This window comes from Bradyrhizobium sp. T-12 (assembly GCF_058314695.1).
On the sequence record NZ_CM177756.1, the window covers coordinates 3,655,628 to 3,669,697 of the forward strand.

The 14,070-nt window shown below is 63.7% G+C and carries 14 protein-coding genes; 8 read left to right on the forward strand and 6 right to left on the reverse strand.

What is annotated here, in order from left to right:
- Nucleotides 1-2 precede the first annotated feature (2 nt).
- The 3 genes from AC0WRY_RS17185 to AC0WRY_RS17195 form a co-directional block, all read right to left on the reverse strand.
- On the reverse strand, nucleotides 3-914 hold the full coding sequence (locus AC0WRY_RS17185; RefSeq protein ID WP_194408100.1) for a carbohydrate ABC transporter permease: 912 nt from the start codon (nucleotides 912-914) through the stop codon (nucleotides 3-5).
- On the reverse strand, nucleotides 914-1,852 hold the full coding sequence (locus AC0WRY_RS17190) for a carbohydrate ABC transporter permease (protein WP_194408101.1): 939 nt from the start codon (nucleotides 1,850-1,852) through the stop codon (nucleotides 914-916). The genes AC0WRY_RS17185 and AC0WRY_RS17190 overlap by 1 nt, the downstream gene beginning before the upstream one ends.
- A 140-nt stretch (nucleotides 1,853-1,992) precedes the next feature.
- Nucleotides 1,993-3,333, reverse strand: coding sequence for an ABC transporter substrate-binding protein (locus AC0WRY_RS17195; protein WP_194408102.1), 1,341 nt, complete (start codon nucleotides 3,331-3,333; stop codon nucleotides 1,993-1,995).
- A gap of 463 nt (nucleotides 3,334-3,796) precedes the next feature.
- On the opposite strand from AC0WRY_RS17195, the gene AC0WRY_RS17200 reads away from it, so the two are divergent.
- Entirely contained in the window at nucleotides 3,797-4,594 is a 798-nt protein-coding gene (locus tag AC0WRY_RS17200) for a Spy/CpxP family protein refolding chaperone (protein ID WP_194408103.1), read from the forward strand.
- 112 nt (nucleotides 4,595-4,706) lie between these two features.
- A complete protein-coding gene (locus AC0WRY_RS17205; RefSeq protein ID WP_194408104.1) occupies nucleotides 4,707-5,084 on the forward strand; it encodes a response regulator in 378 nt (125 codons plus the stop codon).
- 99 nt (nucleotides 5,085-5,183) lie between these two features.
- Here the strand turns inward: AC0WRY_RS17205 and AC0WRY_RS17210 are convergent, their stop codons facing one another.
- From AC0WRY_RS17210 to glk, 3 genes are all read right to left on the reverse strand, one after another.
- Nucleotides 5,184-5,339: a hypothetical protein gene (locus AC0WRY_RS17210; protein ID WP_194408105.1), complete on the reverse strand. Its 156-nt coding sequence runs from the start codon at nucleotides 5,337-5,339 to the stop codon at nucleotides 5,184-5,186.
- 143 nt (nucleotides 5,340-5,482) lie between these two features.
- On the reverse strand, nucleotides 5,483-5,686 hold the full coding sequence (locus AC0WRY_RS17215; protein ID WP_194408106.1) for a hypothetical protein: 204 nt from the start codon (nucleotides 5,684-5,686) through the stop codon (nucleotides 5,483-5,485).
- Nucleotides 5,687-5,832: 146 nt separating this feature from the next.
- The gene (gene glk, locus AC0WRY_RS17220; RefSeq protein ID WP_194408296.1) at nucleotides 5,833-6,819 is read right to left on the reverse strand and encodes a glucokinase; all 987 of its coding nucleotides are present in this window, start codon (nucleotides 6,817-6,819) and stop codon (nucleotides 5,833-5,835) included.
- A gap of 260 nt (nucleotides 6,820-7,079) precedes the next feature.
- On the opposite strand from glk, the gene pncA reads away from it, so the two are divergent.
- The 6 genes from pncA to AC0WRY_RS17250 all read left to right on the forward strand — a co-directional run bounded on the left by pncA (nucleotide 7,080) and on the right by AC0WRY_RS17250 (nucleotide 14,062).
- Nucleotides 7,080-7,718, forward strand: a complete 639-nt coding sequence (gene pncA, locus AC0WRY_RS17225; protein ID WP_491120051.1) for a bifunctional nicotinamidase/pyrazinamidase — start codon at nucleotides 7,080-7,082, stop codon at nucleotides 7,716-7,718.
- Nucleotides 7,719-7,734: 16 nt separating this feature from the next.
- Complete coding sequence (locus AC0WRY_RS17230) at nucleotides 7,735-8,850, forward strand: alpha/beta fold hydrolase (protein ID WP_491120053.1); 1,116 nt, start codon at nucleotides 7,735-7,737, stop codon at nucleotides 8,848-8,850.
- A 140-nt stretch (nucleotides 8,851-8,990) separates the two neighbouring features.
- A complete protein-coding gene (locus AC0WRY_RS17235) occupies nucleotides 8,991-11,024 on the forward strand; it encodes an NAD(+) synthase (protein WP_491120055.1) in 2,034 nt (677 codons plus the stop codon).
- Nucleotides 11,025-11,057: 33 nt separating this feature from the next.
- Complete coding sequence (locus AC0WRY_RS17240) at nucleotides 11,058-11,441, forward strand: GrlR family regulatory protein (RefSeq protein WP_491120057.1); 384 nt, start codon at nucleotides 11,058-11,060, stop codon at nucleotides 11,439-11,441.
- 146 nt (nucleotides 11,442-11,587) lie between these two features.
- Complete coding sequence (locus AC0WRY_RS17245) at nucleotides 11,588-12,799, forward strand: DUF1236 domain-containing protein (protein WP_491120059.1); 1,212 nt, start codon at nucleotides 11,588-11,590, stop codon at nucleotides 12,797-12,799.
- A gap of 447 nt (nucleotides 12,800-13,246) precedes the next feature.
- Entirely contained in the window at nucleotides 13,247-14,062 is an 816-nt protein-coding gene (locus tag AC0WRY_RS17250; protein ID WP_491120061.1) for a sugar phosphate isomerase/epimerase family protein, read from the forward strand.
- The last annotated feature ends 8 nt before the right edge of the window (nucleotides 14,063-14,070 follow it).

Consider the following 14,070-nt stretch of genomic DNA (forward strand, 5'->3'; position numbering starts at 1 on the left):
TATCAACCCTTTGTCGCACCGGCGGTCAGGCCGGCAATGTAGTAGTCCATCAGGAAAGCGTAGATGATCAACGGCGGCGCGGCGCCAAGCAGTGCGCCGGTCATGATCTGTCCCCAGTTGAAGACGTCGCCCTTGATCAGCGTGGTGGTGATGCCGACCGGCAGCACAAGCTGATCCACCGACGTCGTGAACACCAGGGGATAGAGGAACTGGGCCCAGGACACCGTGAAAGCGAAGATGGTTGCGGCGATCAGGCCGGGCAGCGCGACGGGGATGAAGATCCGCGTCAGGGTCTGGAGCCAGGAGGCACCGTCGATGAGGGCGGCCTCATCCAGCTCCTTCGGAATCGAGGCGAAGTAGCCGATCATGATCCAGGTGCAGAACGGCACGGTCAGCGTCGGATAGATGAACACCAGCACGTACCATCGGTTGAGCAGCGTGATGCCGGTCAGGTCCTGAACCATCCCGAGCACCTTGAACAAGGGAATGAACAGAAGGCTGTCCGGAATCAGGTAGGTGAGGAACACACCGGTCGCGAGTGTCGCCGAGCCCCAGAACTTCATCCGGGCCAATGCGAAGGCCGCGGGGATGCTGATCATCATGGTCACGATCACCACGATGATCGAGATGATCGACGAATTCCAGAAGAAGCGCAGAAACTGGTTCGAGCTCAACAGCTCGACATAGTTCGAGAGCGTTGGGTGAAATACCCACCACGGGTTGGTTGCCGCCGAGATCTCCGCACTGCTCTTGAGCGAGGTGATCAGCATGTAGACCGGCGGCGTCAGGAAGAAGATCGCGAACAGCACCAGGAAGAAATAGGACCAGCGCAGCGCCCAGATGCGGTCGCGGCTCATGCTGCCGTATTTGACCTTGCGGGACGGTCCGGCCTTGTCGATTGCGAGTGTGCTCATCAGGCTTCGTTTCCGCGTTTGTTGACATCGCGCAGGATGAAGATCGCAGCGACCGCCAGGATCGGCACCATGAACAGCGAGACGCAGGCGCCGAGCGGAATGTCGCTGCTCTGGATGCCGACCTGGAACGCCCAGGTGGCGAACAGATGCGTCGTATCCAGCGGGCCGCCCGATGTCAGGATGCGCACGATGTCGAAATTGGCGAAGGTGACGATCAGCGAGAACAAGGTGGTGATCGCGATGATATTACGCATCATCGGCAAGGTGATGTGCCAGATCTTCTGCCACCAGTTGGCGCCGTCGATTTCCGCGGCTTCGTACAGCTGGTCGGGCACGGATTTCAGCGCGGCCAGATACATGATCAGGAAGAACGGCGCGCCGTACCAGACGTTGACGAGGATGACGGAGAAACGCGCCCAGAAGGTGTCGCCGAGCCAGGGGATGGGCCCGACACCGAAGAAGGAAAGCGTGTAGTTGAAGGCGCTGTAGGAGGGATCGAACAGCCACAGCCATGCCAACGTGCTCATCGCCGGCGGGATCACCCAGGGCACAAGCAACATGCCACGCCATTTGCGTTGTTTCTTGCCCGGTATGTTGTGGACGAAATGCGCGACGATGAAGCCAATCAGCGCCTTGAAGATCACGGCGGTGACCGCGAAGATGCAGGATTGCCGCACCACCATCCAGAACGTCTCGCGCTTGAACAGGAAGGTGAAGTTGCTGAGGCCGACGAACTTCGTCATCGCCTTGTTCAGCGTCGCGAGGTGAATCGAGTAGAGGGCGGGATAGAGCACGAGCAGCAGGATCAGGAGGATCAGCGGCAGCGTCAGGAAGAACGCAACCGTCGATTTTCGCCCAAGCACGTTGCGCAGGCTCGATCCCTTTCGCGCGCCCGTCGCACGGACAACGCGACCTTGCTCGACGACGACATCAGCCATCTCAGCTTCCTTAAGTCAGCATTCTTGCAACTCTCCAGCCGCGAAGCCGGCAGAGGGTCGGCTTCGCGGTCATGCGGATCGGAGAACGGGATGCGGGCGGGCGCACGCACATGGCGTGAACCCGCCCGGTCAAGCCCCACCTAGCTCCGCATGAAGCCTTCGCACTCGCCCTCGGCCCAGGCGAGCGCCTGATCCATGGTTTCGCCGCGCGCAAAACGCAGCGCCATCTTGGTCAGCGTCGCCTGGAAGTAGATCTGCTGCGCGATCTTGGGCGGCGCCGGCGACGCTGCGATCGACAGCGTCTGGTGCTTGTAGGGGTCCGGATAATGGAAGAGCGTTCCCTTCGGCGGCCCTTCCTCCTCCCAGGTCTTGAGCTTGGTCATGTTCGCATAGGCCGGCAGATCGTAGCCGCCGCTCACCGCGACGAACTTGGCGATCGACGAGGGCGATGACATGTGAACCAGCAGGCTCTTGGCCGCCTCCTTGTTCTTGCCAAAACTCCAGACGCCCCAGAAGTAGGGCAGGTATGGCGCGAACCGTCCCTTCGGCCCGGACGGGAAGCCGTGCGTCCAGCATTGCTCGGCGACCTGCGGTGCGTCGCGCTTGGCAACGGCCCATGCGCTCGGCGGGTTCAGGATCATCGCGCCGCGGCCGGAGATCAGCCATTTGTTGTTGGAGGCATCGTCCCAGGACGGCGCATCCGACGGCAGGAAGGCGATCAGCTTCTTGTAGAACTCCATGGCCTGGCGAACCTGATCGGTCTTCACCGTGATATCGCCCTTGGCGTTGACGAGCTCGGCGCCGAACGACTGGAAGATCGCGCCGGCGGTGTCGACGCTGTCGGTGGTCTCGCCGAGACCGATGCCGAAGGGAACGCCGGCCTTGTGGCAGGCCTCGGCGGCCTTCAGGAAGGTCTCCATGGTCCAGTTCTCGACCTTGGGGGGACCACCGGCCGGATACATCTCCTGCACGTCGATGCCGGCATGCTTCTTCATCAGATCGATGCGCGAGCAGGGGCCCTTGATTTGGCTGCCGGGTGTCGCGGGCACTGCGAGCCACTTGCCGCCCGATTGCCCGAGATATTTGACGGTGCCGTTGACCTCGCCATTCTGCTTGAGCAGCGGCTCCATGACGTCGTTGAGCGGTTCGAGATTTTCGGAATAGGCCTGCGGCCACCAGCTCGGCATCTGAAGGATGTCGTGACCGGACTTGGCCTGGGCTTCCGCCGCGGCGGTGAGCTCGATCTTCTTGTTGTTGCTGGTGATGTAGTCGATGGAGACCTCGACCTTCTCCTTCGCGGCCCATTCATTGACCAGATCGGTCGAGGCCTTGTTGGCGCCTGGCACCCAATGATCCCAGAAGCCGATCGAGAGTTTGCCGGCGGCGTAGGCGCCCCGGACATAGGGCGCCGTGATCAGCGCCGCGGAGGACATTGCAGTGGCAGCCACAAATTGACGTCGCGTCAGTTTCTTGCGTGACATCTCGTTTCCTCGCCTGGGTGTTGTTGTTGGAGTTTCCTCTAAGACTTCTTTTTCAAGTTCTTGTTGTTCGATTTTCTTATTGATGCCGTCGGCCACATGGCAATGCATGAAGCCGCGGCAAATTGGTAGCGCGATCAGATCATGATTGACTGCGTCTGTCGAGAAAGCCGAACGGCCTGCACATAGAACTAACGTTGTGTCCCGGAAGGTCGGCGTATTGTGCCGGTCGTGAGCTGCGCGCGCATGTTTTTGCGACGCACACTTGGCATGAACCGGCCAGGACCGCGCCGTGCGCAATTACGCCGCAGTTTCGAATAAGCCTGCATAAACGCTTCGCGCGAAAGACTTTTCCCGCGTGGACAGCAATTGGCTGCGGCTGGACCGCGAAGCGGCGGAAACGATAGAGTTGCGGCGGGCGCCCCGGCTGCCCAACAGGCGAGTCAGATCGAGGATGGAGACGAGAATGATCAACCCGGCGCCGTCAGCGCGGCTTCACATGCGGCGATGCTTCGCGCTGGGGGCCGTGCTCGCGCTGCTGCTCGGTGCCTCCGCGGTGTCCAATGCCCAAGGTTTGGTCAAGGGCGTTCAGGATGGTGCGGCGGCCGGCAACAAGGCGGCAGGTCCGGTCGGTGGCGTGCTGGGCGGCGCAATTGGCGGCGTGGTTGGCGTTTTCACCGGCGTGCTCGGGGTCGGCAACAACAATGGCAATCAGGCCCCGGCCGCCAAGGACGCTGGCAAGGATGCGGGCAAGGACGCCAAGCAGCAGGGCGCCGCCAAGGACAAAGATGCCAAGGGGGCCAAAGCGGGCAAGGGCTCCAAGGCGAGCAAGGAGGCGAAGAACGCACCGCAAGGCAAAGACAATAATAAGGACGTTACAGTCCTCACCCAGCCTGGCGCGCCGCAGCAGACCGCCGAACAGATCGTCGCCAACAGCGATGCCTATATCGAGCGGATCAAGACCGAGCTGAATCTCACGCCCGATCAGGAGAAGCACTGGTACGGCTTTTCGAGCGCTATGCACTACCTGGGGCATAATGGCGCGGAGCGGCTCAACTTGCGGGTTGCGCGCGCCAAGCGGGATCCGCCCGACGACATCATCGAGCAGATGCGCAACGAGTCGCAATTCCTGATCGACCGGGCCGCCGATCAGCGCAATGTCGCGGATGCCGCCGAGCCGCTGTTTTCGAGCCTCGACGACAAGCAAAAGCAGGTCTTCATTCAGGAGATGGTGCGCCTGAGCCACGAGCGCGGATTGGATTGATCAAGTTGAATCGGATCGGGCGCGTCTGAATTAACGGCGCCCGCCACGATTTCGTGAATCCTTTCCGCAATTGATGTATGGTTAGCTTCGCAAGGCTGACTGCGGGGTTGATATGGCGGACGGACTCTCCGTTTTCCTGGTCGAAGACGAGGCGTTGATCCGGATGATGATGGCCGACATGGTGGTGGAACTCGGCCATCACGTCGTCGCGGAAGCGGACAATGTACGGGACGCGAGCGCGTTCGCCATGACCGCGCAATACGATCTGGCGATCCTCGACATCAATCTCATGGGCGTCTACGTCGATCCCGTCGCCGATCTGATCGAACGTCGCGGAAAGCCGTTCCTGTTCGCCACCGGCTACGGACCTGAATTGCTGCCGTCCTTGCTCCGGCGCCGGCCGATCCTGCGCAAGCCGATCGCGATGGATCAGCTGAAGGCGATGATCGATTCGATGTTTCCGGGAGCTCCGGTCAACGCGCCGCATTAAGTTACGGCAAGGGCGCCGGCCACGTGACGGCGAGAACGCCGCCAACGAAAATGGCCGCCCTTTTGGGGCGGCCATTTGGCGACGGATCTTGTCGCAATCTCACATCAGGCCGGCACCGAGGTCGATGCCATGTGCCATCAGGCCGAACGAGGCGACCAGGCCCGTGCAGCAGAACAGCAAGATGGTCTTGAAGGACGAATTTGCGAAACGCGTTTCGACGACGGCCGGCATCGCGGCGATCGAAATCATGCTCATGTTCATTGCCCCCTTGTTGATCCTGAATTGCATCAGGTGAGGGAACTTCTAGAGCAAAAAGTTTGACATGAGATTGCGAGGCGTCGTTAACGGAGTCGCAATCCAATCCCGCGTTCTCATCGGCCGCGGCCGGATTGCAAGTCTCAGTTGCGGCCGTTCTTCAGCACCGTCGCAATGGTGTGGGCCGTCATGGCCGCGCGGTCCGAAGCGCGCTGGGCGGCCAGCCGGTCTCGCGCCTTTTCCTCGATCAGGAGGTCGATGAGGGCCAGCCGCTTGTTTTCGTCATCCGCCTCGCTCAGCAGGCGATGATAGCGGTGATAGTCGAAACCGAGATCCTGCTTACGCATGTTACGCCCCCGCAACCACGCCACATACAAGGCAGGATTGTTTCTCATCTGGAACACGCACGCAAGCAGGATCCCGTGGGGAACCATGCGTGCGCCGCATTCAGCTGTGAATTGCTGGAACCGGAAGCAGGACCGATAACCTGATCTTAATCCAGATTGGACTCGGCAAACATCTTCAGGCCGACGAAGCTGGCATCGGGCTTGGTCACCAGCCTGGTCGGGATGTTGCGCAAATAGTCCTGGAACCGGCCCTTGGCTTCGAAACGTGCCCGGAACGGGGAGTCCATCAGAAACTCGGGAAAGCGCGGGACAATTCCCCCGGCGATATAGACGCCACCGCGGGCGCCGAACGTCACCGCGAGATTGCCGGCGACCGAGCCGAGGATGGCGCAAAACATATCGAGCGTGGCGCGGCTGACGGGACAACTGCCTTCGAGGGCGGCTTTGGTGATGGCCGCAGCGTCGCGATGCGGCACCTGAGCGCCGTCGACCTCCGCCAAGGCTTCGTAGAGATTCTGTAGTCCGGAACCCGAGAGCGCGCCACGCTCGATCGAGACGTGGCCGAGACGTCGGCGCAAGCACGCGATCACGCGTTCCTCGCGCTCGTTCTCCGCCGGCAGGGTCGCGTGTCCGGCTTCGGTGACAACGGCAAGGCGCGCGCCATGGCGTTCGACCAGACAGGAGACGCCAAAGCCGGTTCCAGGTCCGACCACCAGCAAGGGCTCTCCGGGCAGGCCCTCCTGGCCGCCGAGCGAGATCAAATCGGCAGGCTGCAAGGCGGGCAGGGACCAGGCGACCACCTCGAAATCGTTGAGCACGTGGACGCTCTCGAAGCCCAGGGCCGGTTGCAGCTCGTTGCCGTCGATGACCCAGGGGCTGTTGGTCATGACGCAGCGGTTGTTGGTGACGGGACCCGCCACGGCCAGCACGGCCCTGCGGGGCTGCTCGCCACCGGCCCGGCGCGCCAGGACATCCGCGATGGCCTCCCGGACGGTCGGGAAGTCGGCGACCTTCACATACTCGATCGGTCCGTCTTGATCGCCTTGAGCCAATTCGCTCCGGCTCAGCGCGAAGCGTGCATTGGTGCCGCCGATATCGGCGAGAAGAATCTGTCCTGTCTTGCCGATATTCATGCCGCCCTCATGGCTGCCGCCGCCTCGCGGCCGCGGCACCCCTGTCCTCGACTTTTCAACCCGATCCGCCTGCGCGAACAGTGCGAGAATCCGCCCTCGGGTGCGCCTAGTCAACACGGACGAGGCCAAAGCGTTGCATCCCGGCAGTCCTCCGGTGACCAATTCGCGCAAGCTTTGCACGGTGCCGGCGGTTGCGAAGCTGCGCGGGAAGACCGACACTCAGGCAGCTTGTCCTGGCGCCGGCGCGCCGGGCACATCGAATGAGACAGGCGATGAAGATTTCCGACTGCGACGTGCTGCTGGCGATCGACGTGCAGAACGACTTCTGCTCCGGCGGAGCGCTCGCCGTTCCCGGCGGTGAGAAGGTCGTCCCCGCCATCAACCGGATCGCGCAAAAATTCGCCAATGTGGTGCTGACCCAGGACTGGCATCCGCGCGACCACGTTTCGTTCGCGCCGAACCATGCGGGCAAGCAGCCGTTCCAGACCATCGAGCTCGACTACGGCACCCAGGTGCTCTGGCCGGCGCATTGCGTGCAGGGCACTTCGGGCGCCGAATTCCATCGCGATCTCGACGTCGTCAGGACGAGCCTGGTGGTGCGCAAGGGATTTCGCCGCGGCATCGATTCCTATTCGGCATTGTTCGAGAACGACCATCAGACGCCGACGGGCCTGCTCGGCTATTTGCGCGAACGTGAGCTGAAGACCGTCTTCCTCGCCGGTCTCGCGCTGGATTTCTGCGTCCGCTTCTCGGCGGAGGATGCGCGCAAGGCGGGGTTACAGGTGGCGGTGATCGAGGATGCCTGCCGCGGCATCGATCTCGACGGCTCGGTGGCCGCGGCCCATCGCAGCTTTCGCGACCTCGGCATCTCCGTCGTCAGCCTCGAGGCGTTTCTATAAGGATCTTGAGAACGTCATGGTGGACAAGATCGGCAAACAGCCGGGCAGACCGGATCATGCTCCTGATGAGCCGCTGCTCTGGCCGTTCACGGCAGCCCGGCTAGCCATGGACGCTTGCTTCTGGTGGGTCGAGCGCGGCCGGGCCGAGCAGGATGAGAGCAACCTGCCGTGGACGACGCCCAACCGCGTTGCGCTGGAGCTCGCGACGATGCACCTGCGCGATTGCTCGCGAGAGCGCTCCGGTCAGCCGGTGCTGGTCTGTGCGCCCTATGCGCTGCATCGGGCCTTGATCGCCGATTTCGCGCCGGGCCACAGTGTGGTGGGGTCCCTGCAGGACGGCGGCATCGGCCGGATCTACCTCACCGATTGGCGGTCAGCCAAACCTGACATGCGCTATCTCTCGATCGACAGCTATCTCGGCGATCTCAACGTCGCCGTCGACGAGATCGGCGCGCCGGTCGATCTGGTCGGCCTGTGCCAGGGCGGCTGGCTGTCGCTGCTCTATGCGGCGCGCTTCCCGGCCAAGGTGCGGCGGCTGGTGCTGGTCGGCGCGCCCGTCGACCTCTCGATCGAGTCCTCGCTCTCCCGGCTCACCCGTAACGCGCCGGACGTGGTCTACGACCAGCTCGTCGCGCGCGGCGGCGGCAATGTCAGCGGCGGGGAGATGCTTCGCTTGTGGTCCAAGCCGCCGAACCGCGATGATATCGTGGCAGCGTTGCAGAGAGACCTGTTGGACGAGGAGGGCGCGGCGCTGCTCGCGCGCTTCGAGCGCTGGAACGCGGAGACGCTCGATCTGCCGGGCACCTATTATCTGGAGATCGTCAACCGGATCTTCCGGGAGAACCAGATCGCCGGCGGCAGCTTCAAGGCTCTTGGCCGCACGGTCGATCTGAAGGATGTCAAGGCGCCGGTGTTCATGCTTGCCGGGCTCGACGACGACGTCGTGCCGGCTGCGCAGGCGCTCGCCACAGCCGGTCTCCTCGGCACACCGCCGGCCTTCATTGCTGCGGCTTCCGAGCCGAGCAATCACCTCGGCCTGTTCATGGGCGCGCGCACCCACGCGCATGCCTGGCCGCGGATCGCCGAATGGCTGCGCGACGACCTGTCGGGCGTGCTGGCCCGCAGCGCCTGAGCTCGGCGGGCGCTGAACCGGCGGCCCTGCAAATCCGTTATGCATGACGGCGGATGGCCTGCACGGGACCCGGCCAATGGGCTACATATGATCCGGAGCTGACGGCTTCGGCAGCGAAGAGATCAAAGGTACTGCGCTCGATGACTTTCCACTCGATCTACGCCCACGGATTTGCGCGCGTGGCCGCCTGTGTCACCACCTCCCACGTCGCCGACCCCTCGGCCAACGCCAAGGCCGTGCTGGCGGCGGCCAATGCCTGCCACGAGCAGTCGGTGGCGGTCGCCGTGTTTCCCGAGCTGTGCCTGTCCGGTTACGCGATCGAGGATCTTGTCAAGCAGGATCCGCTGCTCGATGCGGTCGAGCGCGGCCTCGCGGGCCTCGTCGAGGCCTCCGCGGGTCTGCTGCCGGTCCTGGTCGTCGGCGCGCCGCTGCGCTTTGGCCATCGCATCTACAATTGCGCCGTCGTCATCCATCGCGGCAACGTTCTCGGCGTGGTGCCGAAGTCTTACCTGCCGACCTACCGCGAATTCTACGAGGGCCGGCATTTCGCCTCCGGGGCCGGCATGGTCGGAGAGACGATCTCATTTGGCGGGCTGCATGCACCGTTCGGCGTCGACTTGCTGTTTTCGGCCGAGGACGTCCCGGGCCTCACCATCGGCGTCGAGATCTGCGAGGACATGTGGATCCCGGTGACGCCGTCCGCCGAGCTCGCGCTTGCGGGCGCGAGCGTGCTGATCAATCTTTCGGGCAGCCCGATCACGATCGGCCGGGCGCGCTCGCGCGCACTGCTGTGCCAGTCGACATCGGCGCGCTGTCTCGCGGCTTACGTCTACGCGGCCGCTGGCGCCGGGGAATCGACCACGGATCTGTCGTGGGATGGTCAGACCTCGATCTACGAGAACGGCGTGCTGCTGGCCGAGGGCGAGCGGTTCCGCCAGGGCGGCCAGATCACCACTGCCGATGTCGATCTCGATCTGCTCAGGCAGGAACGTGTGCTGATGGGCACGTTCGACGACAACCGCAGGCAGCGCGAGTCGTTCTATCGCAAGATGACGTTCGCGCTGAAGCCGCCGGCCGCCGACATCGGCTTCCTGCGCAAGATCGAGCGCTTTCCATTCGTGCCGAGCGACGAAAGCCTGCTCGAGCAGGATTGCTACGAGGCCTACAACATCCAGGTCGCCGGCCTCGTGCAGCGCATGCGCGCCACCGGCACCAAGCGCGTGGTGATCGGCGTCTCGGGCGGGCTCGATTCCACCCACGCCCTGATCGTCGCCGCAAAGGCGGTCGATCTGCTGGGCCTGCCGCGCGAGAACATCCTAGCCTACACCATGCCGGGCTTTGCCACCGGCAGCGAGAGCAAGACCCATGCGCTGGCGCTGATGCAGGCGTTGCAGACGAGCTGGCAGGAGCTCGACATCCGCACCACCGCGACGCAGATGCTGAAGGACATCGGCCATCCCTTCGGCAAGGGCGAGAAAGTCTACGACGTCACTTTCGAGAACGTGCAGGCGGGCCTGCGCACGGACTATCTGTTCCGGCTCGCCAACCATCACGGCGGCATCGTGATCGGAACGGGTGACCTCTCAGAGCTCGCGCTCGGCTGGTGCACCTATGGCGTCGGCGACCAGATGGCGCATTACAACGTCAATGCCGGCGTGCCGAAGACGCTGATCCAGCATTTGATCCGCTGGGTGATCTCCTCGAAGCAGTTCAGCGACGACGTCAACCGCACGCTCGGCGCGATCCTCGTCGCCGAGATCTCGCCGGAGCTGGTGCCGGTGGAGCCCGGCCAGAAGCCGCAGAGCACGGAAGCGTCGGTCGGGCCATACGAGCTGCAGGACTTCAACCTGTTCTACACGCTACGCTTCGGCATGCGGCCGTCCAAGATCGCCTTCATGGCGCAGCACGCCTGGAAGGACGTGGCCAAGGGCGAATGGCCGCCGGCGTTCCCGAACGACCGGCGCAAGGCCTATGACCTCAAGGATATCAGGCGCTGGCTCGAGGTGTTCCTGCGCCGCTTCTTCGCCTTCAGCCAGTTCAAGCGCTCGGCGATGCCGAACGGCCCCAAGGTCTCGGCGGGCGGTTCGCTGTCGCCCCGCGGCGATTGGCGCGCGCCGTCGGATTCGAGCGCGGCGGCATGGCTAGAAGATCTCGAGCGGAACGTGCCGAACTGATCGAGGCGGCGGAGCGGTGGGGGAGATAATCGGATGGCGGCGGGGGACAGAGCACAAGCGGAGGAAGAGGCCCGCGTCGTCAACGGCCTCTACATCTTCGACATCGAGATGCGCGACGGCAAACGCGGGCAGGCGAGGGGCGTCGTCGTACTCTGCGACGGGCGCATCATGGGCGGCGACAGCTTCTTCTACTACACCGGCAGCTACACGTTCCGGAACGGCAAGTGGCGCGGCGACATGATCGTCAATCAGCATACCGAAGCCGTCGGCAGGATGCTCGCATTCGGCGGCCGGGAGGTCACCTGCGGTTTCTCGGGCGACTATTCCGCCGGCGGCGCCGAGGTCGAAGGCATGGCGCTGGTCGGCAAGACCACCGTGACATTCACGGCCCGCCTCACACTCAAGGACGCGATGTAATCCCCATTCCTCCTTCGTTCCTTCTGAGGAACCTTCGTCGCGAAAGTGCGTTCGCGTCTGTTGCTGCGACATTGTCGAGGAGAGGGATCATGCGTAAACACTTGATGTTATCGACTGCGGCCGTCGGGCTTATGCTCGCGTCCGGCTTGGCCTATGCCCAGGCCCCCGGTGAGCGCCGAGATGAGCCGCGCCGGACCGAAGAACCGGCGAAGGGCGCTGCCCAGCGCGGCGGCGCCCAAGAACGAGTTCAAGAACGAGTCCCGGAGCGCGCACAAGGTGCCCAGGAGCGATTGCAGGGCGCGGGCCGCGAAGAGAAGGGCGGCGCTGCCAAGCAGGAAGCCGCCGACGACAAGCGCCAGCCGGCCAATTCCGCCGATCGTAACCAGCCCAAGACGAAGGATCAGGCACACGAATCCCGCGAGCCCGCGCGCGATCGCAACCGTGAAGCGGAGAGCACCAAGCCGGGACGCGACAGCGGCAAGAGCAGCGCCGAGACCAAGCAGGACAAGTCTTCGCCGCAGAAATCGACGGCCGAGTCCGAGAAATCCAAGACCGGTCCTGCTGCTCAGCAGAACGAGCGGACTGGCGCTGCTGCCAACCAGAAAGAGCAGAACCAGCCGCCGCGCAATGCAGCCGAGCAACAGCCGGCGCAGCAGAACAACCGGCCGGCGACCGCGACCGACACCAACCGGACGGCTCCGACCAACAATGCGCAGACCGCCCCCGCCACCTCGGGCACGCAGACCAATCAAGCCAATCAGACCACGCAGACCAACACGCAGGTCAATCAGCAGACCCAGGTGACGTCCGAGAAGCAGGTGCGGATCTCCGAAACGGTGAGTCGTACTCGTCTGGCGCAGCCGGAGCGCAACCTGAACATCTCGATCCGGATCGGCGAGACGATCCCGCCACGCGTCCGTCTCTACCGGGTTCCGCCCGAGATCGTCTCGATCGAACCGGAATATCGGGACTATGAATATTTCGCCACGGAGGATGAGGTCGTCATCGTGGAGCCGCGCACGCATCGCATCGTCAGCCAGGTGCCGCGCGATCCGTCGCGGGCCCGGGCGCAGATGAGCGGCGGTGCTGCCTCGTCGAGTGTGGCCGCCGGCGGCAGCGCGACGGGCAACAACGTGAACTGTCAGGTCATGCGGCGTGACCCGTCGGGCAATGTCGCCCAGGCAGAACCGTCGACCGTCGGCTCGACCGCGCGCACGGATTCGCTGAGCGTGATTGTCCAGATGCCCGGCGGCGGCTCGTCGGCCCCGATCGCCCTCGGTGCCCCCGCAGGCAACATCGTCGTCGCGACGCAAGGGCAGGGCGACTGCACCGTGACGCTTGAGCCGCAGACGCGCTGATCGAACAACCACGCCGAAACGACAACGCGCCGCCCGGATGCCCCACCGGACGGCGCGTTGCTGCGTTCGATTAGAAAGTTTCGAGGTCCGGAGTGCCTAGGAGTCCGGACCTCGTCACCTTGCCCCAGCCTTCAATCCCCCGCCCCATGTGGTCCCCCAACCCCATGTAGCGCGATCAGAGGGTGATGCCCGTGGAAGTGGCCGCCGATCGATGTCCCGCGATGTACGCGAAGGCTGATTAGGATTCCATTCCGGATCACTACGGACACGAATACCGATTGCCATGTCTTTCGACATCGGCATCGCGATCCCGGTCGTCTGAATCCGGAGCGCGCGACCGGCAGGATGTCCACATCTCCTGGCGCTACCGGAACCCAGGTTTCACCGGCCTGTCATTGAACTGGTCTAGCGCTGCTCCCGTCATTGCTGACGGCCAAGGAGCAAGCCATGTCGCAGCCGGTGCTGGGCGCCGCATTGTCCATCAAATCGATCCCTGCGCATCGCGACTGGCTTCTGGAGCGGCAGCGCGATCTCGAAATCCAGGACTTCTTCCGTGCGGATCTTCTGGACGGCGACTGGCGCAGCACGGCCGGGGAGATCAAGCAGATGCTGTCGGGCCATACCGGACGGCTCGGCATCCACGGCCCGTTCTGGGGCTTCAAGATCGACAGCCACGATCCCATGATCCGCCAGGCGGTGACCAAGCGCCTGCTTCAAGGCCTGGATGCCGCAGAATTCCTCGGCGCGACGCAGATGGTGATCCATTCGCCGTTTACGACCTGGGATCACAACAATCTTGATCTTTATCCCGATAACCGCGCCAACATCGTGGAACGCGTCAAGGCGACGCTGGCGGAGGTGATCGCACGCGCCGAAACCATCGGCTGCGAAATCGTCGTCGAGAACATCGAGGACAAGGATCCGCGCGAACGCGTGCGTCTCGCCAAGGCGCTCGAAAGCGCCAAGGTCCGCGTCTCGCTCGATACGGGTCACGCCAATTACGCCCACATTTCCACCGGCGCTCCGCCTGTCGACTATTACGTGGAGACCGCCGGCGACATGCTGACCCACGTGCATCTGCAGGACACTGACGGCTTTGCTGACCGGCACTGGGCGCCGGGCGAAGGCAACATCCCCTGGGTCGCCGTATTCCGCGCGCTGGGACGGCTGACGTCGAACCCGCGCCTGATCCTCGAGCTTCGCAATCACGACGACGTCCGCGCCGGCGCAGCCCATCTCGCCGCGCTCGGCCTCGCTGAATAACCGCACCA

What these genes read in the sequence shown, in the direction of transcription:
- glk (WP_194408296.1), bottom strand. Translation starts at nt 6,819, where the DNA reads ATGAATATCGGCAAGACAGGACAGATTCTTCTCGCCGATATCGGCGGC.
- AC0WRY_RS17210 (WP_194408105.1), bottom strand. Translation starts at nt 5,339, where the DNA reads ATGAGCATGATTTCGATCGCCGCGATGCCGGCCGTCGTCGAAACGCGT.
- pncA (WP_491120051.1), top strand. Translation starts at nt 7,080, where the DNA reads ATGAGACAGGCGATGAAGATTTCCGACTGCGACGTGCTGCTGGCGATC.
- AC0WRY_RS17195 (WP_194408102.1), bottom strand. Translation starts at nt 3,333, where the DNA reads ATGTCACGCAAGAAACTGACGCGACGTCAATTTGTGGCTGCCACTGCA.
- AC0WRY_RS17250 (WP_491120061.1), top strand. Translation starts at nt 13,247, where the DNA reads ATGTCGCAGCCGGTGCTGGGCGCCGCATTGTCCATCAAATCGATCCCT.
- AC0WRY_RS17200 (WP_194408103.1), top strand. Translation starts at nt 3,797, where the DNA reads ATGATCAACCCGGCGCCGTCAGCGCGGCTTCACATGCGGCGATGCTTC.
- AC0WRY_RS17185 (WP_194408100.1), bottom strand. Translation starts at nt 914, where the DNA reads ATGAGCACACTCGCAATCGACAAGGCCGGACCGTCCCGCAAGGTCAAA.
- AC0WRY_RS17235 (WP_491120055.1), top strand. Translation starts at nt 8,991, where the DNA reads ATGACTTTCCACTCGATCTACGCCCACGGATTTGCGCGCGTGGCCGCC.
- AC0WRY_RS17240 (WP_491120057.1), top strand. Translation starts at nt 11,058, where the DNA reads ATGGCGGCGGGGGACAGAGCACAAGCGGAGGAAGAGGCCCGCGTCGTC.
- AC0WRY_RS17215 (WP_194408106.1), bottom strand. Translation starts at nt 5,686, where the DNA reads ATGCGTAAGCAGGATCTCGGTTTCGACTATCACCGCTATCATCGCCTG.
- AC0WRY_RS17190 (WP_194408101.1), bottom strand. Translation starts at nt 1,852, where the DNA reads ATGGCTGATGTCGTCGTCGAGCAAGGTCGCGTTGTCCGTGCGACGGGC.
- AC0WRY_RS17230 (WP_491120053.1), top strand. Translation starts at nt 7,735, where the DNA reads ATGGTGGACAAGATCGGCAAACAGCCGGGCAGACCGGATCATGCTCCT.
- AC0WRY_RS17205 (WP_194408104.1), top strand. Translation starts at nt 4,707, where the DNA reads ATGGCGGACGGACTCTCCGTTTTCCTGGTCGAAGACGAGGCGTTGATC.